Source organism: Alcanivorax xiamenensis, assembly GCF_009846745.1.
Classification (GTDB): domain Bacteria; phylum Pseudomonadota; class Gammaproteobacteria; order Pseudomonadales; family Alcanivoracaceae; genus Alloalcanivorax; species Alloalcanivorax xiamenensis.
In genome coordinates, this window is sequence record NZ_AQPF01000013.1 from 68204 (window position 1) to 90089 (window position 21886).

General features: G+C 62.5%; 22 protein-coding genes and 1 pseudogene. 10 read left to right on the forward strand and 13 right to left on the reverse strand.

Annotated elements, in window-relative coordinates:
• From A6D6_RS10470 to metX, 5 genes are all read right to left on the reverse strand, one after another.
• Positions 1-1155: an efflux RND transporter periplasmic adaptor subunit gene (locus A6D6_RS10470; RefSeq protein ID WP_159660698.1), complete on the reverse strand. Its 1155-nt coding sequence runs from the start codon at positions 1153-1155 to the stop codon at positions 1-3.
• Positions 1156-1603: 448 nt separating this feature from the next.
• Positions 1604-2761 (reverse strand): radical SAM family heme chaperone HemW, encoded by a 1158-nt coding sequence (hemW, locus tag A6D6_RS10475; RefSeq protein WP_159660699.1) that lies wholly within the window; start codon positions 2759-2761, stop codon positions 1604-1606.
• The gene (gene rdgB / locus A6D6_RS10480) at positions 2758-3360 is read right to left on the reverse strand and encodes an RdgB/HAM1 family non-canonical purine NTP pyrophosphatase (protein ID WP_201303758.1); all 603 of its coding nucleotides are present in this window, start codon (positions 3358-3360) and stop codon (positions 2758-2760) included. Before rdgB ends, hemW begins: the two co-directional genes overlap by 4 nt.
• Positions 3361-3401: 41 nt before the next feature.
• The gene (metW, locus tag A6D6_RS10485) at positions 3402-4031 is read right to left on the reverse strand and encodes a methionine biosynthesis protein MetW (RefSeq protein ID WP_133492759.1); all 630 of its coding nucleotides are present in this window, start codon (positions 4029-4031) and stop codon (positions 3402-3404) included.
• Positions 4021-5178: a homoserine O-succinyltransferase MetX gene (metX, locus tag A6D6_RS10490; RefSeq protein WP_133492760.1), complete on the reverse strand. Its 1158-nt coding sequence runs from the start codon at positions 5176-5178 to the stop codon at positions 4021-4023. Before metX ends, metW begins: the two co-directional genes overlap by 11 nt.
• A gap of 240 nt (positions 5179-5418) precedes the next feature.
• On the opposite strand from metX, the gene A6D6_RS10495 reads away from it, so the two are divergent.
• Together A6D6_RS10495 and A6D6_RS10500 are read left to right on the forward strand one after the other, a co-directional pair.
• Positions 5419-6744 carry an MFS transporter gene (locus tag A6D6_RS10495; protein ID WP_236564072.1) on the forward strand — a complete coding sequence of 442 codons (1326 nt, stop codon included), beginning with the start codon at positions 5419-5421 and terminating at the stop codon, positions 6742-6744.
• 147 nt (positions 6745-6891) lie between these two features.
• Positions 6892-7494 carry a porin family protein gene (locus tag A6D6_RS10500; RefSeq protein WP_159660700.1) on the forward strand — a complete coding sequence of 201 codons (603 nt, stop codon included), beginning with the start codon at positions 6892-6894 and terminating at the stop codon, positions 7492-7494.
• 102 nt (positions 7495-7596) lie between these two features.
• Here A6D6_RS10500 and trmB read toward each other — a convergent pair whose 3' ends face one another.
• The 8 genes from trmB to ftsY form a co-directional block, all read right to left on the reverse strand.
• Positions 7597-8313: a tRNA (guanosine(46)-N7)-methyltransferase TrmB gene (gene trmB / locus A6D6_RS10505; RefSeq protein ID WP_133492825.1), complete on the reverse strand. Its 717-nt coding sequence runs from the start codon at positions 8311-8313 to the stop codon at positions 7597-7599.
• A 146-nt stretch (positions 8314-8459) separates the two neighbouring features.
• The gene (locus tag A6D6_RS10510; protein ID WP_133492763.1) at positions 8460-9239 is read right to left on the reverse strand and encodes a thiazole synthase; all 780 of its coding nucleotides are present in this window, start codon (positions 9237-9239) and stop codon (positions 8460-8462) included.
• A 50-nt stretch (positions 9240-9289) separates the two neighbouring features.
• On the reverse strand, positions 9290-9493 hold the full coding sequence (gene thiS / locus A6D6_RS10515; protein ID WP_097058213.1) for a sulfur carrier protein ThiS: 204 nt from the start codon (positions 9491-9493) through the stop codon (positions 9290-9292).
• Entirely contained in the window at positions 9494-9865 is a 372-nt protein-coding gene (locus A6D6_RS10520) for a DUF423 domain-containing protein (RefSeq protein WP_159660701.1), read from the reverse strand.
• A gap of 159 nt (positions 9866-10024) precedes the next feature.
• Positions 10025-10888, reverse strand: a complete 864-nt coding sequence (gene rpoH, locus A6D6_RS10525) for an RNA polymerase sigma factor RpoH (protein ID WP_133492765.1) — start codon at positions 10886-10888, stop codon at positions 10025-10027.
• Between the two features lie 314 nt (positions 10889-11202).
• Complete coding sequence (gene ftsX / locus A6D6_RS10530; RefSeq protein WP_133492766.1) at positions 11203-12177, reverse strand: permease-like cell division protein FtsX; 975 nt, start codon at positions 12175-12177, stop codon at positions 11203-11205.
• A complete protein-coding gene (ftsE, locus tag A6D6_RS10535) occupies positions 12167-12868 on the reverse strand; it encodes a cell division ATP-binding protein FtsE (protein WP_022997089.1) in 702 nt (233 codons plus the stop codon). The genes ftsX and ftsE overlap by 11 nt, the downstream gene beginning before the upstream one ends.
• 37 nt (positions 12869-12905) lie before the next feature.
• Positions 12906-14117 (reverse strand): signal recognition particle-docking protein FtsY, encoded by a 1212-nt coding sequence (gene ftsY / locus A6D6_RS10540; protein ID WP_159660702.1) that lies wholly within the window; start codon positions 14115-14117, stop codon positions 12906-12908.
• A 258-nt stretch (positions 14118-14375) separates the two neighbouring features.
• Between ftsY and A6D6_RS10545 the strand changes: the two genes are divergently transcribed.
• From A6D6_RS10545 to A6D6_RS10580, 8 genes and pseudogenes are all read left to right on the forward strand, one after another.
• The gene (locus A6D6_RS10545; protein ID WP_159660703.1) at positions 14376-15749 is read left to right on the forward strand and encodes a M16 family metallopeptidase; all 1374 of its coding nucleotides are present in this window, start codon (positions 14376-14378) and stop codon (positions 15747-15749) included.
• Positions 15749-17161 (forward strand): M16 family metallopeptidase, encoded by a 1413-nt coding sequence (locus tag A6D6_RS10550; protein WP_159660704.1) that lies wholly within the window; start codon positions 15749-15751, stop codon positions 17159-17161. Before A6D6_RS10545 ends, A6D6_RS10550 begins: the two co-directional genes overlap by 1 nt.
• Complete coding sequence (gene rsmD, locus A6D6_RS10555) at positions 17136-17711, forward strand: 16S rRNA (guanine(966)-N(2))-methyltransferase RsmD (protein WP_159660705.1); 576 nt, start codon at positions 17136-17138, stop codon at positions 17709-17711. The genes A6D6_RS10550 and rsmD overlap by 26 nt, the downstream gene beginning before the upstream one ends.
• A gap of 170 nt (positions 17712-17881) precedes the next feature.
• Positions 17882-18850, forward strand: coding sequence for a calcium/sodium antiporter (locus A6D6_RS10560; RefSeq protein WP_133492771.1), 969 nt, complete (start codon positions 17882-17884; stop codon positions 18848-18850).
• An 86-nt stretch (positions 18851-18936) separates the two neighbouring features.
• Entirely contained in the window at positions 18937-20100 is a 1164-nt protein-coding gene (locus A6D6_RS10565) for an AI-2E family transporter (protein WP_133492772.1), read from the forward strand.
• On the forward strand, positions 20097-20876 hold the full coding sequence (locus A6D6_RS10570) for a hypothetical protein (RefSeq protein WP_133492773.1): 780 nt from the start codon (positions 20097-20099) through the stop codon (positions 20874-20876). The genes A6D6_RS10565 and A6D6_RS10570 overlap by 4 nt, the downstream gene beginning before the upstream one ends.
• A 133-nt stretch (positions 20877-21009) precedes the next feature.
• Complete coding sequence (ppnP, locus tag A6D6_RS10575) at positions 21010-21291, forward strand: pyrimidine/purine nucleoside phosphorylase (protein WP_022997080.1); 282 nt, start codon at positions 21010-21012, stop codon at positions 21289-21291.
• Between the two features lie 333 nt (positions 21292-21624).
• A pseudogene (locus A6D6_RS10580) lies at positions 21625-21886 on the forward strand (patatin-like phospholipase family protein); the annotation flags it as partial.

The following is a 21886-nucleotide window of genomic DNA, read 5'->3' on the forward strand; positions in this document are numbered from 1 at the left end:
TCAGCTGTTCGCCGGCTCGGGCGTGGCTTCCGCGGAAGGCTGTACGTCATTCTCAATAGCCACGGGGGCGTCATTACGCAGCTTGAGCAGGCCACTGGTGGCGACAATCTCTCCGGGTTCCAGACCGGATTCCACCACCACCAGATCACCGCGCTGGCGTCCCAGCTTCACGAACCGCTTGCGCACGATCTTGCCGGCGCCGTCCTCGCTTTGCTGTTCGGCCTGCTCGCCTTCCTTCGCCGGCGCGTCCTGGATCACGAACACCGCGTTACCGTAAGGCGCGTAGGCCACCGCCGTGCGGGGGATCACCACCACCGGTTCGGATTGCGGCAACTGGATGGTGACGTTGGCGAACATACCCGGGCGCATACGCTGATCCGCGTTGTCGAAGGACGCCTGAATGGTGACGTTGCGGGTGGTCTCGTTGACGCCCGGCTCGATGGCGGTGATGGTGCCCTCGAACGTGTCATCCGGGTAAGCGTCCAGCGAGGCACGGGCGGTCAGGCCGGTGCCGATTTTGCTCAGCGTCTGTTCGGGCAGGGCGAAGTTGACGAAGATCGGATCCAGTTGCGCCAGGCTGACCACCGGCGTGCCGGGTTGCAGGTACTGGCCGATATCCACGCGGCGGATCCCCAGCACCCCGTCGAAGGGCGCGCGAATGGTCTTGTAGCTGAGCTGCTGCCGCTGCGCGTCCGCCTGGGCCACGGATTGATCCCTTTGAGCACGGCGGTTATCCAGTTCGGATTGTGAGATCGAGCCTTGTTTGAACAGGCGCTGATAGCGGTCGTATTCCTGACGGGCCAACTGAGCGGTGGCTTCCAGGGCTTTGAGTTGAGCCTGGTCGGCGCGGGATTCCAGCCGCACCAGCAGGTCGCCTTTTTTCACCTGGTCGCCGGAGGTGAACTCGATGGCCGCCACTTCGCCGCCGACCTGGCTGGTGACGTCGACGCCGTTGACCGCTTCCACGGTGCCCACCGCTTCCAGTGACAGCGCCCATTCGTCCCGGGTCGCCTCGGCGGTGGAGACGTTCGCCACCGGCATGGGCATATTGTCGAAGAAGCCCGTCATCATATGGTTGATGAACGCCTTCCAGCCAAAGATGGCGCCGAACAATACGCCAACGCAGACCAGCATAATCACCATGCGTTTTGTCATGATCCAAACCCCGATGTGCAACCTGCTTGTTTAGATATTTTCGTTGCCTGCCAGCTTTCCACGGACCGGACTACGAAGCCGCTGTGGGAAGCGGCCTTGGCGCGAATGCGCCTGGGCCGTTGGTCATTCGCTTGCAAGCAAGCTTCCCACAGCGGCTTCGTAGCATGATCCGTGGAAGCCGGCTTGCTGGCGAATGGCGCGCTGGAGCTTGCAAGGCAGCATACAAGCTCCTACAGCGGCCCTGATACCTGCCGATGGCTATGAATCATTTGGCGAACCGGCGAAACCGGAAACGGATAAAGCTGCGTCCCTGTGGTTTTGATTTTTTCTTTCCTGGCTGGGTCGCTCGGGGCAAGGGCAAATCGACAAAGCGGATCGGAATAATGAGGGCAAACCCGGCGGCCACGGCGTCCAGAATGCCCGAGTGTGCCCAGAAATCAGGCAGGCATCAAGAGGCAGAGAGGGATTCCCCAATAAGCGCCAACACGGTGTTGAGGTGGCGTAATCCCAAAGCGGTGCAAACGATTTGATCCGGATCCGGTTGCAGCAGGTCGCGTTCACGCAAGGGGGCCAGCAGAGCGGCGATGCGCTCCTGATCCACGCCACAGTATTGGCTCAATGTGCATGAAGGAACGCCGTTGACCAGACGCAGTGCGTTCATCAACGCTTCGAACAGAGGATCTTCTATGGCGGTGACACTGCGGCGTGCCTGTTCCGGTGCCTGAAGATAGGCTTCCGGCTGCCGGGTTTTTTGATAACGCAGGCGTTGCCCGTCACGGCGGGTCAGTTTGCCGTGGGCGCCGGCGCCGATCGCCAGGTAGTCGCCAAAGCGCCAATAGTTGAGATTGTGGCGACAGTGGCGACCCGGCCGGGCGAAGGCGGAAACTTCATAGCGCTCATAACCATGGCGCTGCAGCAGGGCAAAGCCCTGCTCCTCGATATCGGCCATGCTGTCTTCGTCGGGTTGGGTCGGAGGCGCGCGATAAAAAGCGGTGTTTGGTTCGATGGTGAGCTCGTACCAGCTCAGATGAGCGGGGGATAACTCGATGGCCGCCTGCAGATCTTCCAAGGCTTGCGCCGGCGTTTGTCCGGGCAGGGCGTGCATCAGATCCAGATTGAAATTATCAAAGCCGGCGGCGCGGGCCAGGGCCACCGCGCGGCGGGCCTCCTCGGGGCCGTGAATACGCCCAAGAGCAGTGAGCTGGCCGGGATCGAAGCTCTGTACGCCGATGGACAGGCGGTTGATGCCGGCTTCGCGGAAGCCTTCGAAGCGGCCCGCTTCCACGGTGCCGGGGTTGGCCTCCAGGGTGATTTCCACGTCGTTGGCCATTGGCAGGCGCTGGCGTAGGCCATCCAGCAGGCGCCGGTAAAAATCGGCGCTCATCAGGCTCGGTGTGCCGCCGCCGATAAAGATCGAAACAACGGGCCGGTCCAACTCACCTTCCAGCCAGCGCTGGTCCGCGTCGAGATCCGCCAGCAGGGCGTCGAGGTATTGGGTTTCAGGCAGCGTGTCGCGCTGATGGGAATTGAAATCGCAATACGGACATTTGCGCACGCACCAGGGTACGTGCACATATAACGCCAGGGGCGGCCGCTCCGGGGTCACGGCAGTGGATGCTCCCGCAGTTGCGCGATCAACTGCTGCAGAGCTCGGGCGCGATGGCTGATGCGGTTTTTTTCTTCCGGCGGCATCTGGGCGGCGGTGCGGTCGTCGCCGCTGATCTGGAAATGCGGGTCGTAGCCGAAACCGAATTCGCCGCGCGGTTCAAGCACGATGCTCCCTTCCCAACTGCCTTGGCAGACCAGCGGTGTCGGGTCCTCGGCGTGGCGCATCAGAACCAATAGCGCCTGGTAACGGGCGGTGCGCGGAGCATCGGGCAGGTCGCCGAGCATTTCCACCAGCAGGGCATTGTTTTTCGCGTCGCTGGCGCCGACACCGGAGAAGCGGGCGGAATAAATGCCGGGGGCGCCATTCAGAGCGTCCACTTCCAGACCGGAGTCATCGGCGATGGCGGGCAGGCCGGTGTGCCGGGCCGCGTTGCGGGCCTTGAGGATGGCGTTCTCGACGAAGGTCAGACCAGTCTCTTCCGCTTCCGGCACATCGAAATCGCTCTGTGGCACGATGGTCATGTCCAGCGGCGCCAGAATGGCGTTCATTTCCTCCAGCTTCTTACGATTGCCGGAAGCCAGAACCACGGTTGCCATGATGTCTCCTTGAGTCAGGGTGTGCGGGACCCGGTGCGCGGTTACCGGGTCACTCGATAGATGGCGATCTCGCCGAACAAGTTCGGCAACAGCCGGGGCAGGGTGCTGCTGCGGTGATCGCGGTTGACCACTTCGCGTTGAATGATGCGGATGTCGTTTTTGCGGCAGTGCGTCTCGAAATCATGCACCGTGCACAGGTGAATGTTGGGGGTATCGTACCACTCGTAGGGCAGAGCGGAAGATACCGGCATGCGCCCCTTGAAAGCGAGATAGCTGCGCACCCGCCAGTGGCCGAAATTGGGGAAGGTGATGATCGCCTCGCGGCCCACCCGCAACATTTCCGCGAGGATGCGGTCCGGGCGCAACACCGCCTGCAGGGCCTGGGTCATCACCACGTAATCGAAGCGATCGTTCTGGAAGTTGTCCAGACCATTGTCCAGATCCTGCTCGATCACGTTGACGCCATTTTCGAAACAGGCGGCCAGATTGTCCTGGTCGATCTCCAGGCCATAGCCGCGAACCCCCTTGCTCGCTTTCAGGTGAGCCAGCAGCGCGCCATCACCACACCCCAGGTCCAGCACGGTGGCATTGCGCGGGATCCAGTCGCTGATCAGGCTCAGATCATTACGCTCGGGCATCCACTCGCGGATTCGCTGTGCATCATTGGCCATCGGCGTCCACCTCATCGGCCACCCGGCGCAGGTAAGCGCCGAACAGCTTCACATACTCCGGGATCGGCAGAAGGAAAGCATCGTGCCCCTTGGGCGTGTCGATCTCCGCGTAGCTGACGTCGCGGCCCACATGGGTGAGGGCGTTGACGATTTCACGGCTGCGCTCCGGCGAGAAGCGCCAGTCGGAATTGAAGGACATCACCAGAAAGCCGCAACGGGTACGCTCCAGCGCTTCCTCCAGGGTTCCGCCCTGTTCGCGGGCCGGATCGAAATAATCCAGCGCCTTGGTCATCAGCAGATAGGTATTGGCGTCGAAATTACGGGAGAAGGTTTCGCCCTGGTGACGCAGATACGACTCCACCTGGAATTCCACATCGAAGCCGAAATGGAAGCGGCCGGAGCGCAAGTCGCGGCCGAACTTCATGCGCATGGCGTCGTCGCTGAGATAGGTGATGTGCCCGACCATGCGCGCCAGGATCAGGCCCTGACGAGGGTAAGTGTCATGCAGATAATAGCGGCCGCCGTGGAAATTCGGGTCGGTGAGGATGGACTGGCGGGCGACTTCATTGAAGGCGATGTTCTGAGCCGACAGCTTGGGGGCCGCGGCAATGACCACGGAGTGACGCAGGCGCTCCGGGAAATCGATCGCCCATTGCAGCGCCTGCATGCCGCCGAGGCTGCCGCCGACCACCGCCGCCCACCGCTCGATGCCCAGAGCATCGGCCAGCCGGGCCTGACTCTTGACCCAGTCCTTCACCGTCATCATCGGGAAGTCCGGCCCCCAGAGCTGACCGGTCTCCGGATTGGTGGAGGTGGGGCCACTGGAGCCGTGGCAGCCACCCAGATTGTTCAGGCACACCACGAAGAAGCGATTGGTGTCGATGGGCTTGCCCGGACCGATGCAGCTGTCCCACCAGCCCGGACGTTTCTCGTCCATGCCGTGATAACCCGCGGCGTGGTGATGGCCGGACAGGGCATGGCAAATCAACACCGCGTTATTGGCGCTGGCATTGAGGTTGCCATAGGTCTCGTAGACAAGGTCGTAGGATGGCAACTGACGCCCACACTCCAGCTCCAGTGGCTGGTCCACATGGAGGGTATGGGGCTGTACCAGGCCCACGGAGTCCTGGGGGATCGATTCGGGCATTTCGGGTCATCATCCAAAGGTGAGGCAAAGTCTATCGACCCCCCCCAAGGCATGCAATGCGGCCACCCCGGTATTGTGGTCCATGCGCTGCATTCGCTGGCAAGCCAGCTTCCCACGGAAGGGGCCATGAAGTCGCTGTGGGAAGCTGGCTCGCCAGCGAATGCCTGCGTGTTGCGTTTCAGAGCGCTGTCCACGAGCCGCGAATGTTATTCTTGTCGGGTCGATCGGTGAGAAGGGGACATGATGAGCAACAGGAACGTTAATGGCACGGGGGCACGGGCAACGGTGGATCGCCTATATGCCTTGGTCGCCAATGACGAGGATGCGCGGACCTGCACGGACATCAGCGAAGAAGCCTGCCGTGAGGTGCCGGGCAATTTTTTCAAAATCATTGTCGCCAATCTGCTTTCCAAGATCGGCGATTTGCTGATCAACCCGAAAACCGTGCTCGCCTGGCTGATCGGTGCGGTGGGGGCCCCCGGGTTTCTGACCGCCGCCTTGGTGCCGATCCGCGAATCCGGATCACTGATTCCGCAGTTGCTGATTGGCGCCTGGATGCGCCGGCATCCGGTGCGCAAGGGATTCTGGGTTCTCGGCTCGGTGATTCAAGGGCTCTGTGTGCTGGGCATGGCGCTGGCGGTGTGGCAATGGCGGGGGCTGGCGGCCGGTCTGGCTATCACCGGTCTGCTGGTGGTGTTCAGTCTGGGCAGGGGCTTCTGCTCGGTGGCGATGAAGGATGTGCAAGGCAAGTGCATTCCCAAGGCCCGGCGCGGCCGTCTTACCGGTCTCGCCGCGACGCTGTCCGGTCTGGTGACGCTCGGGGTCGGCTTGGTGCTGTTCCGCGGTGGCCAGGATCCGGGCATGGTGTTCTATTCCGTGTTGCTGGTGGGGGCCGCGCTGGCGTGGTTGCTGGCGGCGGGGGTATTCGCCTTGGTGGATGAATTCGCTGGCGAAACCGCCGGTGGTGGTCATGCCTTGAAGGATGCCTGGCGCAGCCTCGGGCTGCTGATCAGTGACGCGCCTTTCCGTAACTTCGTGATTGCCCGGGCCCTGCTGATGGCGTCCGCTCTGGGGTCGCCGTTTCTGGTGGTGCTGGCGCAGAAGCAGAATTCCGGCGCCGCGCTGCTGGGCGGGTTCCTGGTGGCGTCGAGTCTGGCCAGCACCGTCTCCGCCAGTGTATGGGGGTTCATGGCCGACGCTTCCAGCCGCAAGGTTATGATCCGTGGCGGCGGCCTGGCCTCGGCCACCTGCCTGCTGGTGGCGGTGCTGGCTCTGGCCGGCGAAGGCGCCGCCGCCTGGTTCTATCCTTTCGCCTTCTTCGTGCTGGCCATCGCTCATGCCGGCGTACGCATTGGTCGCAAAACCTACCTGGTGGACATGGCCGGCGGCACCAAGCGTACCGACTACACTGCGGTGAGCAATACCGTGATCGGCGTGCTGCTGCTGGCGGCTGGTGGCGTCAGCGCGGCGGTGTCGCTGCTGGGTACCGAGTGGGCGTTGATCAGCCTCGGTGCGATGGGCGTGCTGGGGACGCTGTGGTCATGGAAGTTACCGGAGGTGGAGTAGAGCGCTGTCGTGAGTGGACGGAGTGTGGATAGGGGGGTGTTTTTTGGCCCTGGCGTCACGGTGACCTGTGCTAGGATTTGCGCTTCGGTCTCGATTTGGGGGAGGCCGGATCATAATAACCAACGGGATAACAAGCGGAGGGAAACCGTGAAAAAATCAATTGCTCAAATACCTGTTGTTCTGGCCGCCGTCGCGGCAACGCTGTCTCCTCTCGCCCATGCCGAGGATCCGCGCCTGCTGGTCGGCGGCTCGCTGATGCGTGACGAGAGTAATCTGGATGAGGTGGTGGAAAGTATCGATCCGTTCATCCATGCCAGTGCACCCGATGCGGAATGGGGGACGGACCTCTATGTGGGGGTCGCCTTCAATCCGTATTTCCAGGCCCGTTTCGGGTATCGCCAGTTCGGTGACGCCGAAACCCGGATTTACAGTGGCAGGATGGAGGTGGAAGCGGACGGAGTCTATGTGGCTCTGGATGGCCTGATGCCGGTGACGGAGCGGTTGTCACTGGGAGGGACGCTGGGCATACAGAGTGTGGACGTGACCCTGAAAGTCAGCGATGGCTACAACGGCTTCAAGGACGATGACGATGCCCGCGATTTCTTCTACGGCTTACGGTTGCAGTATCTGGTAACCGACCAGCTCGCGGTGATCGCGGCCTATAACCGCTACAAGTTCGAGATCGACGCCAACGGCGTGGACGATCTGGAATACGACAGCGTGGGAATAGGCGCGCAATATCGGTTCTAGGCATTACAGACCGGACTACGAAGCCGCTGTGGGAGCTTGCTTGCAAGCGAATCTTGGGACCTGAAAGCTCATTCGCTTGCAAGCAAGCTTCCCACGGAGGGGTTATGCCGCCTCGAACAACAGATCCCAGACGCCATGCCCGAGCCGCGCGCCACGGCGTTCGAATTTGGTTTCCGGCCGCCACGCGGGGCGTTCGGAGAATTGACCGGCGCCGGCGGGATTGCGGAAGCCTGGCGCCTGGTTCATCACCGCCATCATATGTTGCGCGTAGTCTTCCCAGTCGGTGGCCATGTGCAGGGTGCCGCCTTGCTTTAATTTGCCGCGCACCAGCGCCACCCATTCCGGCTGAACGATGCGGCGTTTGTGATGCTTCTTCTTGTGCCATGGGTCGGGGAAATAGAGCTGTACCCGCGACAGGCTGTGATCGGGGATGCACAGATTAAGGATGTCCACCGCGTCATCGCAGTAGCTGCGCAAGTTGCTCAGGCCTTGTTCCTCAATTTCCATCAGCAGTGCACCGACGCCGGGCCGGTGCACCTCCACGCCAATGAAATCCTGCTCCGGCGCAGCGGCCGCCATGGCGGCGAGGGAATGGCCCATGCCGTAGCCGATTTCCAGTACCCGGGGGGCGTCGCGGCCAAACACTGCTTCCGGTTCCAACGGGCCGCCGGCGCGTTCCAGGCCATAGCGCGGCCACAGGGTTTCCAGGGCGTGACGCTGGCCAACGGTAAGGCGGCCTTCACGCAGAACGAAGCTGCGTACCTTGCGCATCACCTTGCCGGTGGTCGGGTCTTTGTCCTGGTTGATGAAATCGAGCATGGTGCCGGTCTTGGTGGAGTCGGGGGTGGGATTGTAGCAGAGCCCGCAGGCTGATTCGCTGCCAGGGCAGCTTCCCACAGCGGCTCCGTGGCTCCTCTCTGTGGGAAGCTGCCTTGGCAGCGAATGTGGTGCGATTCTCGCGGCGGTTACCGGCTCACGCCGTCCAGCGGCGAGGATGCGGTGGCGTAGGCCTTGCGTGGCATGCGGCCGGCCAGGAACGATTCGCGGCCGGCTTCGATGGCCTTGCGCATGGCCGAGGCCATCAGAATCGGTTTGTTCGCATGGGCCACGGCGGAGTTCAGCAGCACACCGTCACAACCCAGCTCCATGGCGATGGCGGCGTCGGAAGCGGTGCCCACGCCGGCATCGACGATGATCGGCACTTCCGCCTCTTCCAGGATCAGGTGGATATTGTGCGGGTTGAGGATGCCAAGGCCGGAGCCGATCAGCGAGCCCAGCGGCATCACCGCCACGCAGCCCATGGATTCCAGTTCCTTGGCCACGATCGGGTCGTCGTTGGTGTACACCATCACCTTGAAGCCGTCGTCCACCAGGGTTTGGGCGGCTTTCAGGGTGTGGGTGATATTCGGATACAAGGTCTTCTGGTCGCCCAGCACTTCCAGTTTCACCAGGTCATGACCGTCCAGCAGTTCCCGTGCCAGCTTGCAGGTGCGCACCGCGTCGTCGGCATTGAAGCAGCCGGCGGTGTTGGGAAGGATGGTGTACTTGTCCGGGCTGACGAAGTCCAGCAGGTTGGGTTCGTCGGCGTTCTGCCCGATATTGGTACGGCGAATCGCCACGGTGACGATTTGCGCGCCGCTCTCCTCGATGGCCGATCGGGTCTCCTCGAAATCCTTGTACTTGCCGGTGCCGATCAGCAGCCGGGAGGAATAGGTTTTTCCTGCGATATCGAGTAGGTCGGACATGATGGCCTCGGTTGAGATGGGTGGGTTAAGGAGAAGGGGGAGCCGGAGGCTCACCCACCCCCTATGGCGTGCACGATTTCCACGACATCCCCGTCGCTCAGCAGATGATCGGCGTGGGCGCTTTTGGGGACGATATCCCGGTTCACTTCCACCGCCAATCGTCGTCCGCTCAGATTCAGGGCCTGAACCAGATCGGCCACGGTGCGGCCGGACAGGGAAAAGGGTTCGCCGTTTACGGTCAGGGTGGTCATCATTCAATCCACGGAACGGAATAAAGCCCAGGCCAGCATCAGCCAGCCCACGATCAGGGCGACACCGCCAAGGGGTGTGATCGCGCCGAGCCAGCGTTGGCCGCTGAGCACCAGTAGATACAGGCTACCACTGAACACCACCATGCCGGCAAACATCACCCAACCGGCGGTGATGGCGGCGCCGGCGGAGAATTGGCGGGCCAGCAGGCCAGCCAGCAACAGGGCCAGGGCATGATAGAAGTGGTATTGGCTGGCGGTCTCCCAGATGGCCAGATCGGCGGGACTGACCCGTGCCTTGAGACCGTGGGCGCCGAACGCGCCCAGCATCACCGCGAGGGCACCGTTGAGCGCGCCGAGAGTGAGTAACGCATTCATTGAGAGCCATCCCTCATGCGTGGGTGATCGGGAAAGGTAGTGGAAAAACGCCGGAATTATAACGCAAACGCCACCCGAAGGTGGCGTGCAAAAGGCAGAAAAGCAAACAAAGCAAAAGTAACAAAAACAAAATCAGCGCATTACGGGTTCGTGCAACGATCAGGCAGCAATGGCGTTACGCAGCTTCTTGATCGCGTTGTTCTCCAACTGGCGGATCCGCTCGGCGGACACACCGTACTCATCAGCCAGTTCCTGCAGGGTGGACTTGCTGTCCGCCAGCCAGCGGCGTTCCAGAATATCGCGGCTGCGATCATCCAGCGCCAGCAGGGCGGAGCCCAGCTTGCGGGAATTGCGGTCCTGGTCGTCCTGCTCGGCGAGCAGCTCCGCGGGGTCGCTGTTGTCGCTGTGCAGGTACGCGGCCGGTGACGGAATGGTGTTGTCCTCATCGTCATTGATGGGGCCGTCGAAGCTGGCATCATAGGCGCCCAGCCGACCTTCCATTTCCTTCACCTGTTCCGGGGTCACTCCCAGATCATCGGCCACCCGGGCGGCTTCTTCCGGCGTCAACCGGCCCAGACGTTTCTTCTGACCTCGCAGGTTGAAGAAAAGTTTCCGCTGAGCCTTGGTGGTGGCCACCTTGACGATGCGCCAGTTACGGATCACGTATTCGTGAATCTCCGCCTTGATCCAATGCACCGCGAAGCTGACCAGGCGCACGCCCTTGGCCGGATCAAAGCGTTTCACCGCCTTCATCAGACCGACGTTACCTTCCTGGATCAGATCGCCCAGCGGCAGGCCGTAGCCGGTGTAGCTGCGCGCGATATGCACGACGAAGCGCAGGTGGGCCAGTACCATATTGCGGGCGGCGTCCAGGTCTTCCTGAAAGTACAACCGCTCCGCCAGTACCCGCTCTTCCTCGGCACTGAGCACCGGCACGGCGTTGACCGCGCGGATATAAGCGTCCAGGTCATTACCCGGTACCGCCAGCGGCATGGCCTGTGCACGTTGCAGTTGTGTGTTCATGTATCCCTTCTCCCTTTTGGATGGGAAAGATATTAGCACTCGGTCCCTTTGAGTGCTAATAGGGGTTTTGGTTCCCCGCTATCGTCGGAATCAATAATGATCCCGCTCTCCCGATCGGACCCCGATCTGGGTCAATGATTCCATGATTGGATGACGAATCGATGTAACAGGAGGTAAAAAGCAGGATCGCGAGCTCGGATATAACTACAGAGCCACTGTGGGAAGCTTGCTTGCAAGCGAATGGGGTTTGATCCCAAAAGATTCGCTTGCAAGCAAGCTTCCCACAGCGGCTTCGTAGTCCGGTCTTTGGGCGCCTAGAACTGCGGCTCGATCTCACCCAGGTGCCGGCTCACCGCCAGCCAGGCGCCAAGCAGGCCCAGGGCGCCGCTGAACAGCGGCAGGATCAGCGCGGTTGCCGGGGACATCCCGGTGAGCGAATATTCACTTCCATACAGGTCAAGGAGCTGATTGACTGGTTCTCCCAGCCACCACAGGGCGGTGCCAACCAGGATCAGCGCCCCCAGCCCGCCAGCGAAACCGCAGCAGAATCCGCTATAGAGGAAGGGACGGCGGACAAAACCGTCGGTGCCGCCGACAATCTTGATCACCACGATTTCCTCGCGGCGGCTCTCAATGGCCAGCCGCACCGTATTGACCACCACCAGTACCACGGCCGCGGCCAGGGCCAGGGTCAGCACGCCGATCAGGCGCTGCCCCAGCTCGATAATGGCGTGCAGACGCCGGACCCAGGCCACATCCAACTGGGCCAGATCCACTTCCGGCAGTTTGGACAGGCGTTGCTGCAAGGCCTCCAGCGCTTCCGGTTCATTGCTGGACGGGAACACCACGATCAATGGCGGCAGCGGGTTATCCGGCAGAGCCTCAAGCACGTCACCGAAGCCGGATTGCTCGCGGAACTCGTCCAGCGCCTGCTGGCGGGTGATCACCTCGGTGTCCGCCACGCCGTCCAGGGCCGCCCAGTCCTTGGCCAGAGCCCGCTGCCGTTCCTCCTTGATGTCCATCTTCAGGAACACGGACAGATGGGCGCGGCCATCCCAGCCCTGGGTGATCACCCGGGCGTTGTCCAACAGCACTGACAGGCCGGTGGGCAAGGCCAGGGCGATGGCGATCACCAGAATGGTGAGCAGGGTGCTGCCGGGGGTGCCGCGCATGCGCCCGAGGGCGTCCGCCAGCGAATCCCGGTGATGGTGGCGCCAGGCGGTGAAATGATCGCCCAGGGAAGTGCGGGCGCTGCGGGCGCCGGCGGGGCGTTTTGGATTACGCGCCATACCAGTCTCCGGCGGCCGGGGTGGCGCTCTCGACGCCATCATGAATCAGGTTGCCTTCGCGCAGAGTCAGCAGGCGGTGGCGGTAGCGGGCGATCAGCGACAGGTCGTGAGTGGCGATCAGTACCGCCACGCCGACCCGGGCGAAGTCGTGGAACAGGTCCATGATCTCCGCGGACAGCGCCGGGTCCAGGTTACCGGTGGGCTCGTCGGCCAGCAGCAGCGGCGGCTTGTTGACCACGGCCCGGGCGATGCCCACCCGCTGTTGTTCGCCGCCGGAAAGCATGATCGGGTTCTGCTTCTCCTTGCTGAGCAGGCCGACCTTGTCGAGGGCGGCGCGTACCCGTTTGCCGATATCCGCCTTGGGGAAACCGGCGATCACCAAGGGCAGGGCCACATTGTCGAACACGCTGCGATCGAACAGCAACTGGTGGTTCTGGTGGACCATGCCAATCTTGCGGCGCAGCAACGGGATATGGCGGTTGCCGAAACCATTCAGGTTTTGCCGGCCGACGAAGATCTGCCCCTGGGTCGGGCGCTCGATCATCATGATCAGCTTGAGCAAGGTCGATTTGCCGGCGCCGGAATGGCCAGTGAGAAAGGTGAGCTGCCCGGCGGGCAACTCGAACGACACCCTGCGCAGGGCGTCCTTGCCACTGGCGTAGCGTTTGCTGACCCGGTCGAATTTGATCATGGATGCTGGTCTCGTTGAGCGTGCTGGGAAGCTTCGATCAGGAGGTAACGTCCTCGAACAAGGCCTGCACGAATTCCTCCGCGTTGAAGGGGCGCAGATCCTCCAGACGCTCACCGACCCCAATGAAACGGATCGGCAGACCGGTGCGTTTGGCCAGAGCGAACAGGATGCCGCCTTTGGCGGTGCCATCCAGTTTGGTCAGTACCAGGCCGGTGACGCCGGCGGTTTCACGGAATTCCAGGGCCTGGTTGATGGCGTTCTGGCCGGTGCCGGCGTCCAGCACCAGCAGTACTTCGTGGGGCGCCTCCGGGGACAGCTTTTTCATTACCCGGGTGACCTTGGACAGCTCTTCCATCAGGTTGCCGCGGGTGTGCAGGCGGCCGGCGGTATCGGCGATCAGCACATCCGCCTGGCGGGACTGGGCGGCCTGCACCGCGTCATAGATGACACTGGCGGAGTCGGCGCCGGTATGCTGCGCCACCACCGGAATATCATTGCGTTCGCCCCATACCTGCAATTGCTCCACGGCGGCGGCGCGGAAGGTATCGCCTGCGGCCAGCATCACATTGCGGCCCTCCGCCTTGAAGCGGCAGGCCAGCTTGCCGATGGTGGTGGTCTTGCCGACGCCGTTCACGCCCACCATCAGGATCACGTAAGGTTTGTGCGTGCCGTCGATGACCAGCGGCTGATCCACTGGCACCAGCAGCTTGCGCAGCTCTTCCTGCAGCGCTTCGTAGAGGGCGTCGGCGTCCACCAGTTCCTGGCGGCCGACGCGCTCGGTCAGCGCCTGGATAATCACATCGGTGGCCTCCACGCCGACGTCCGCCACCAGCAACTGGGTCTCGATCTCCTCGAAGATTTCGTCGTCGATCTCCTTGGCGCCCACCAGCAGATCCGCCAGGCCCTTGCCCAGATTCTTGCTGGTCTTGCTCATGCCCGCCTTCATGCGGGCCCAGAAACCGGCCTTGTCTTCTTCCTCGGTCGCTACCGGTGCGCTGGGTTCAGGCTCGGGCTCGGCGGCGGCCACGGGCGTCTCCGGCTCCGCGCTTTCCACGGGCACCGGTGTGGCTTCACGCCGCTCCGCCGGAGGGGCGGCGGGGGCCGGCTCGCTGGACTCTGTCTCGTTCGCGGAGGGTTCGGCCGGGGCCGCTTCCTCGCGGTCGCGGCGGAACATGCGCGAGAAGAAACCGCCTTTCTTTTGCTCCTTCTCGGCAGGGTTATCGTCGTCGCGGGAAACTTCGTCGTTCATGATCAGTCGTATCCATCGGGTTGTCCGGCCGAGGCCGGAAGAACCCGCCCTGGTGGCGGATTCGGAAAAAGCGTCGCCCGCGTCGGCGGGCGAGCGGGTATCCTACCACTGTCGCGGAACCTGTTCATGGCCTATGCGACGCCACCGTGAACGCGGTACGGCGGTCGGCCCCCAACCGGCCGTTGGCAAAAAAGGGGGGCGCCGGCGCGGCGGTGGCGCGAGTCCGGCATTTCCGATCAGAGCATGAGAGGACGTTTGATGAGAATCCTGGTGGTAGCGTTGGTGCTGGGGATGCTGTCATCCCTGGCCCGGGCGGATTTACCGACCCACGAATTCAGTCTGGATAACGGTTTGCGCGTATTGGTGCGCGAGGATCACCGGGCGCCAGTGATCACGGTGATGATCTGGTTCAAGGCGGGCAGCATCGATGAGGCCCCCCATGAAACCGGGCTGGCCCACCTGCTCGAGCACATGATGTTCAAAGGCACCAAGCATCTGGGGCCGGGTGAGTACTCTCGGATCGTGGCCCGCTTTGGCGGCAGCGACAACGCCTTCACCAGTTACGATTACACCGCTTATTTCCAGCAGTATGAGTCCTCGCGGTTGGCCCTGGCGCTGGAGCTGGAAGCGGAGCGCCTCAAGAACCTGGAAATTGACGACCAGGAATTTCACCGTGAGCTGCGGGTGGTGATGGAGGAGCGTCGGCAGCGCACCGACGATAACCCCAATGCTCTGGCCTGGGAGAAATTCCAGGCGGTGGCACGGCCCGGCACCGGCTATGCCCACCCGATCATCGGCTGGCGCGACCTGCTGGCCCAACTGCAACCGGAGCAGGCGCGCAGCTGGTTCCAGCGTTATTACGTGCCGTCCAACGCCACCCTGGTAATCGCTGGCGACGTCACCGAGGAACAGGTGCGGCCGCTGGTGCAGCGCTTCTTCGGTAAGTTGCCGGCCGGGCAAACGCCGCCACGACCGAAACTCAGTCTGGAGCCGCCTGCCGGAGAACGGCGCCTGTCCCTGCGCTTGCCGGTGAAAGTGCCGGCCCTGTACATGACCTATAACGTCCCGTCACTGACCACCGCCGAGGACAAAAAAGCGTTCTATACCCTGACCATGCTGGCCGGGGTTCTGGATGGCGGTCTCAGCGCCCGCATCGAAACGGATCTGGTGCGGGGGCAGCGTCTGGCCGCCGGTGCTGGCGCCGGTTACAGCGGTTTGCAGCGGGGCAGCGGTACCTTTACGTTCACCGCCACGCCGAACCCGGACGTGACCCTGGAGCAGTTGGAACAGGCCTTGCTGGATCAGGTCCGTGCCCTGGCCGAAACGCCGCCCAGCGCGGAGGAGATGGAGCGGGTGCGCGCCAGTGTCACCGCCAGCCAGGTGTATCAGCGGGATTCGGTGATGGGCCAGGCCATGGAACTGGGCATGCTGAGCACGCTGGGTCTGGACTGGCGACTGGCCGGCGAGTTCGAGGCCAACCTCGCCGAGGTCACCGCCGAGGACGTGCGGGATGCGGCCCGCCAGTGGTTGGTGGATGAGCGCCGTACCACCGCCCTTGTTTTGCCAAAAGAGCTGCCAAAAGAGCTGCCAGAGGCGGCGAAGCCAGAGAATGCACAGCCGGAGGAACAATAATGCGCGCGATGAAAACAGCGATTCTGGGTGTGATGTGCGCATGGTTGCTGGCCGGCTGCGCCAGTTTCCCCGCCTCGGAACGGCAGGTGCGCCAGGCGGAGCCGGCGGCGCCGGAGCTGGATATCCAGTCCTGGCATACCTCCGGCGGCGCCCGGGTGATGTTCGTCCAGAGTGAGGCGCTGCCCATGCTGGACGTGCGTTTGGTAATGAATGCCGGTGGTGCCCGTGATGGTGATCTGCCGGGGCTGGCGGCCATGACCAGTGCGCTGATTGGCGAGGGAGCCCGGGGGTTGAGCGTGGATGACATCGCCCGGGGCTTCGAGGACAAGGGCGCGCAGTTCTCTTCCGGCAGTTACCAGGATATGGCCGTGATCAGCCTGCGTACCCTGTCCGAGCCGCAATGGCGGGATCCGGCCCTGACCCTGCTGGCGCGGGTGGCGGGCCAGCCCACCTTCCCGCCGGACGCCCTGGAACGCATTCGCACCCAGATGCTGCAGGGGCTGAAGATGGAGCGCCAGGTGCCGGGCCCGCAGGTTCAGAAGGCCTACCAGAAGCTGCTGTTCGGCGATCACCCCTATGGGCATGCGGAGGGCGGTACCCTGGAAAGCCTGCCAGGTATTCAGCGTCAGGATTTGGTGGATTACCACCAGCGCTATTACACCGCCGGCAATACCGTCATCGCTCTGGTCGGCGATGTCAGCCGGGCCCAGGCCGAGCGGATCGCCCAGCGTCTCAGCGATGCCTTGCCGCAAGGCGGTGCGGCGCCGGCGTTGCCCCGGGCCAGGGCGCTGCCCACCCGCAAAGTGGAGCACCTGACTTTCCCGTCCACCCAGACCCATATTCTGCTCGGCAACCAGGCCACCTGGCGCGGTGATCCGGATCATGTTGCCTTGTACGTGGGCAACTACATCCTTGGCGGCGGCGGCTTTGCGTCCCTGCTTACCCAGGAGGTGCGCGAGAAGCGCGGCTACGTGTATGGCATTTCCAGCTACTTCAAGCCCATGGCCGCTGGTGGCCCATTCACGGTACAACTACAAACCGCGAACGATAATGCCAGTGATGCGCTCGCGCTGACCCTGGACCAAATCCGCCGGTTTATCGCCGAAGGGCCCAGCGAGGAGGAACTGGCCATGGCCAAGGACAACATTCTTGGCGGCATGGCACTGGAAACCGCCGACAACGGCGATATTATCGGCCAGCTCGGTGCCATCGGCTTCTATGATCTGCCTCTGGACTATCTGCAACGGTTCAACCAGCAGGTGCGGGATCTGACCGTGGCGGACATCCAGGCGGCAATGCGCAAGGCCGTGGACCCGGACCATCTGGCGATCGTCAGTATCGGCCCGGAAGCACCCGCGCAGCCCGCCAAGCAAACGGTCGAAAGCAATGAAAGCCAAGGGAAAAACCAGTAAAGGGCAGGTGCGGATCATCGGCGGCGAATTTCGCGGCCACCGTCTTCACTTCGTCGACCAGGGGGGCGATCTGCGCCCCTCCGGGGACCGTATGCGCGAAACCCTGTTCAACTGGTTGCAATGGGAGTTGTCCGGGGCCCGCGTACTGGATTTGTTCGCCGGCTCCGGGGCCTTGGGCGCGGAAGCCCTGAGCCGGGGTGCCGGGCGCGCCATTCTGGTGGAGAAAAAAAAGGAGCGCTGTGCCGACCTGTCCCGTCAACTGCGTCCCTTGTTCGGGGAGCGGGTGATGGTACAGTGCGCCGACGCCTTGAAATGGTTGCCAAGGACAGCGGAGCGTTTCGACTTGGTGTTCATTGACCCGCCCTACGATCTGGGGCTGGCGGAACCCGCCTGCCGCGCTCTGGAGGAGCTCAAGTTGCTGATGCCCGAGGCGCTGATCTACGTCGAGTCCCGGCGTCAGGACGGAGCGCCGGAAGTGCCGGAGAATTGGCGGCTACTGAAGGAAAAAAGCGGCGGCGACGTGCTCGCCCGGCTGTTCCAGCGGGAATAACGCGAAGAGAAACGCTTCGGGAACATGAAACCGAACAGTCTTCGCTGCCAAGGCAGCTTCCCACAGGGAGCTACGAAGTCGCCGTGGGAAGCGAGCTTGCTCGCGAATAGCAATGGTCCTCTTTATATAAAGAAGGGACCACGAGGTTTCGAAAACACTGAGGAACGTATATGTGGCTTGCCGTGGCGGCAGTGGTTGCCGGCCTGATTGTTCTTGTCTGGAGTGCTGACCGGTTTGTCGATGGCGCCGCCACCACGGCCCGTTACGCGGGTATGCCATCGTTGTTGATCGGCATGGTGGTGATCGGCTTTGGCACCTCGGCGCCGGAAATGGTGGTCTCCGCCCTGGCCGCCGTGGATGGCAATCCGGGGCTGGCATTGGGTAATGCCTATGGCTCCAACATCACCAATATCGCTTTGATCCTCGGCCTGGTGGCGGCGATCAGTCCGATCGCCGTGCATTCCTCTGTGCTGCGCAAAGAACTGCCCATACTGCTGGTGATCACTCTGCTGTCCGCGGCGCTGATCCATGACGATCTGGTCAGCCGCATGGACGCGGTGGTGTTGCTGCTGGTCTTCGCGGCGCTGATGGGGTGGTCCATCTATCAGGGCATGCGGGGAGAAGGCGACCCTCTGGGTGGAGATGTGGACCAGGAGGCGTTCGCCCATCCGATGAGCAAGGGACGGGCTCTGTTCTGGATGCTGCTGGGGCTGGCCTTGCTGGTGGTCAGCTCCCGTATTCTGGTCTGGGGCGCGGTGGAAATTTCCCAGGCGCTGGGGGTCAGTGACCTGATCATCGGTCTGACCGTGGTCGCCATCGGCACCTCCCTGCCGGAACTGGCTTCCAGTCTGGTCGCCATCCGCAAAAACGAGCACGATCTGGCGCTGGGCAATGTGCTAGGCTCCAACCTGTTCAATACCCTGGCGGTGGTGGGGATCGCCGGCGCGATTCATCCGGTGGCGGTGGAACCGGCGGTGCTTTATCGGGACTGGGCGGTGATGACCGGCCTGACCCTGCTGCTGTTCGTGTTCGGGTATGGCTTCCGTGGCCGGGGGCGAATCAATCGCTTGGAAGGCTCGGTATTGCTGGTTATTTATCTGGCCTACACCGGTTATCTTGTGACCACCATGGTGCCTTGACGCGGTGACGATGGCGGCGAGCAAAAGAAGGTGGGCCGCCGGGGGGCGCCCGGCCGTGAAAGCCACGGCGAAAAGAGGACAATGGAATGCGTGAGCGTCTGGAGCAGCAGTCTTTTCTGGCTTTTCTGATTCTGGTGACGGTGGCCTTCTTGTTGCTGCTGCGCCCTTTTTATGCGCCGGTGTTCTGGGCCTTCGCGGTGGCACTGATCTTTTTTCCGATGCAGCGCCGTCTGTTGGCGCGCTGGCCGGGGCGGCGCAATCTGGCCGCCATGATCACCTTGCTGCTGAGCATCGTGGTGGTGGTCATCCCGGTGCTGGTGGTGGCGGCCTCCTTCATCCGGGAAGGGCTGGCGGTGTATGACCGCGTGCAACAGGGGGAATTTGATCCGGCCAGCTATCTGCAAAAACTGGAGATGGCCTTCCCTTCCGCCCATTACTGGTTGCAACGTCTGGGGGTGGATTTCTCCGATCTGGGCGCGCAGTTGATGTCGGGTCTGAAGGCCGCCGGCCAGTTCCTGGCCAAGCGGGCGCTGGATGTGGGCCAGAATACGTTCCAGTTCTTCGTCAATCTCGGCCTGATGCTGTATCTCACCTTCTTCCTGCTGCGTGACGGCCCCGCTTTGGTGAATCTGCTGATCCGGGCGCTGCCGCTGGGTGATGACCGGGAGCGGATGATCTTCAGCAAATTCGCCGAGGTGACCCGGGCCACGGTGAAAGGTAATCTGGTGATCGCGGTGATCCAGGGGGCGCTGGGAGGGCTGATTTTCTGGGTTCTGGGTATGCCGGCGGCGGTGCTGTGGGCGGTGGTGATGGCGCTGTTGTCGTTGATTCCAGCCCTGGGGGCGAGTCTGGTGTGGGTGCCGGTGGCGTTGTATATGTACGCCACCGGGGATGTGACTGAAGCGGTGATTCTGGTGCTGTTCGGTGTCTTCGTCATCGGGCTGGTGGACAACCTGCTGCGCCCGGTTCTGGTCGGCCGCGACACCAAACTGCCGGATTATCTGGTGTTGTTTTCCACCCTGGGCGGGTTGACGTTGTTCGGTATCACTGGCTTCGCCCTGGGGCCGTTGCTGGCGGGCCTGTTTGTTTCGTTCTGGCAAATTTTCATTCAGGAGTTCAATGTGGACGCCGATGAAAACGGGAACCCGGCCGTCGCGGACGGGTCCATGGAAGAACAGCCGGTACCGGAGCCTGAAGTCCGGATTCCGGGGGGTAATAAGGACGACAACGGCGATAACGAGAGAGAATGATGAAATTCCTGCTGCTGCCCATGATGCTGCCATTCCTGATGGCCATGACCATGTCCGGGTGCGAGGACGAGGACGGCGATGGTGGCCGCTTCCGGTCCAGCGCCACGGTGTACTACTACAATCAGATCACGCATAACGGCAATGCCGATCAGACCGCGCTGACCGTGGATCTGACCATCGATGATGAGAGCATCACCGGGCAGGGCTATTCTGATGAAGCCGAGGGGCCGAGCCTGCAAGTCACCATCGATGACGCCAACGACAATCAGGACAATAGCGTGCAGATGACTGGCGTCAGCGGCAGCGGTTCGACCCTGTTCCAGCAGCGTCTGCGTCTGGCCAACGATACCGGTTACACCTTGGTGTCTTACGGCGACCTTACCACGGGTGCCGCTCAGGCCAAGCTGTTGCCCCAGGAAATTGGCGATGTGCCCAGTGGCACGGTGCGCTTCCGGGTGATCAATACGGTGACGTTTTCCGATGCATTCTCCATAGATGTACGCGTTAACGGCGACGACACTGCTTTCGGGACGGATCTACAACGTGGTGATGTCACCGGTTACCAGACCATGAACAGCGGGCGCCTGAATATGGAAGTGCTGGTTAACGGCGTTTCCCCGGAACGTCGTATTACCCGGGTGGACTGCGCCATGAATGGTGGCCGCAGCTACGATGCCATCCTTGTGTTCAGTGACCCCCTGAATTTCCCGTTGAGTTACGAAGACGCCGACGACCAACTGGTGCTTTACTGCCACGAACACGACCGTAATCCCTGATTCCGGTCCGCTCCTCTATCCACGGATTTGCTGTGGCGCCTGCGGGCGAGGTCCCGCTATGGCGCCCGCCCGGCTCCGGTATATACTCGCGCTCCTTTGATCCTGTTCTCAGCCTGTTCCGTGGAGATCATCAATGTTCAAGGTTAACGAGTATTTCGATGCCAAGGTGGCGTCCATTGCCTTCCAGACCGAGGATAAGCCCGCCACCGTCGGCGTCATGGCCCCGGGCGACTATGAATTCGGCACCAGCCAGCATGAAACCATGACCGTGGTCAGCGGTGCCCTTACCGTGCAGCTGCCGGGCGCGGAAGACTGGCGCACCTACGCCGCCGGCGAAACCTTCGAAGTGGAGGCCGATCAGCGCTTCCAGGTGAAAGTGGCGGTGGATACCGCTTATCTGTGCCTGTACGGCTGATCGAAAAACGCTGTATTCGCTGGCAAGCCAGCTTCCCACGGAGGGGTACTACGGAGCCGCTGTGGGAAGCTGCCTTGGCAGCGAATCGGTATTAGGGCCTGTTCACCCTGTTTCCACCGCGCCTGTTGCGGCTAAAACGTCGCCACTCCGCGTTACTCGTCGTTCATTTGGAATGACCAAACCGCGCGCCCTCCGCCTCGCTGGAGGCAAAAAGGGCATCCAGCAGGCGCGATGGAAATAGGGTGAACAGGTCCTAGCTTCATGCTTCCCAACTTTTGCTCCACCTCCCCATTCTGATTAGTATTGCCGGCTTTCCAACGCCAGGAGTTGACGGTGCCCGCTATCCATACCCGCGAACCGGCGCTGACCCTTCGTGCCGGCGATGAGGCCATCGCGCACATCCGCGAGCATGGACTGCGTGCGGCGGACATCGAGGTGCTGCCCGGTGCCGCCGGCGGACCCAAGGGCGTGGGGATCGTCGGCCTCGACCAGGCCATCTTCGGTGACTTTCTGTCGCGGGCGCCGCGCCAGCGCACCTTGATCGGGGCCTCCATCGGCAGCTGGCGTTTCGCCGCCGTCGCCAGCGGCAGGGATG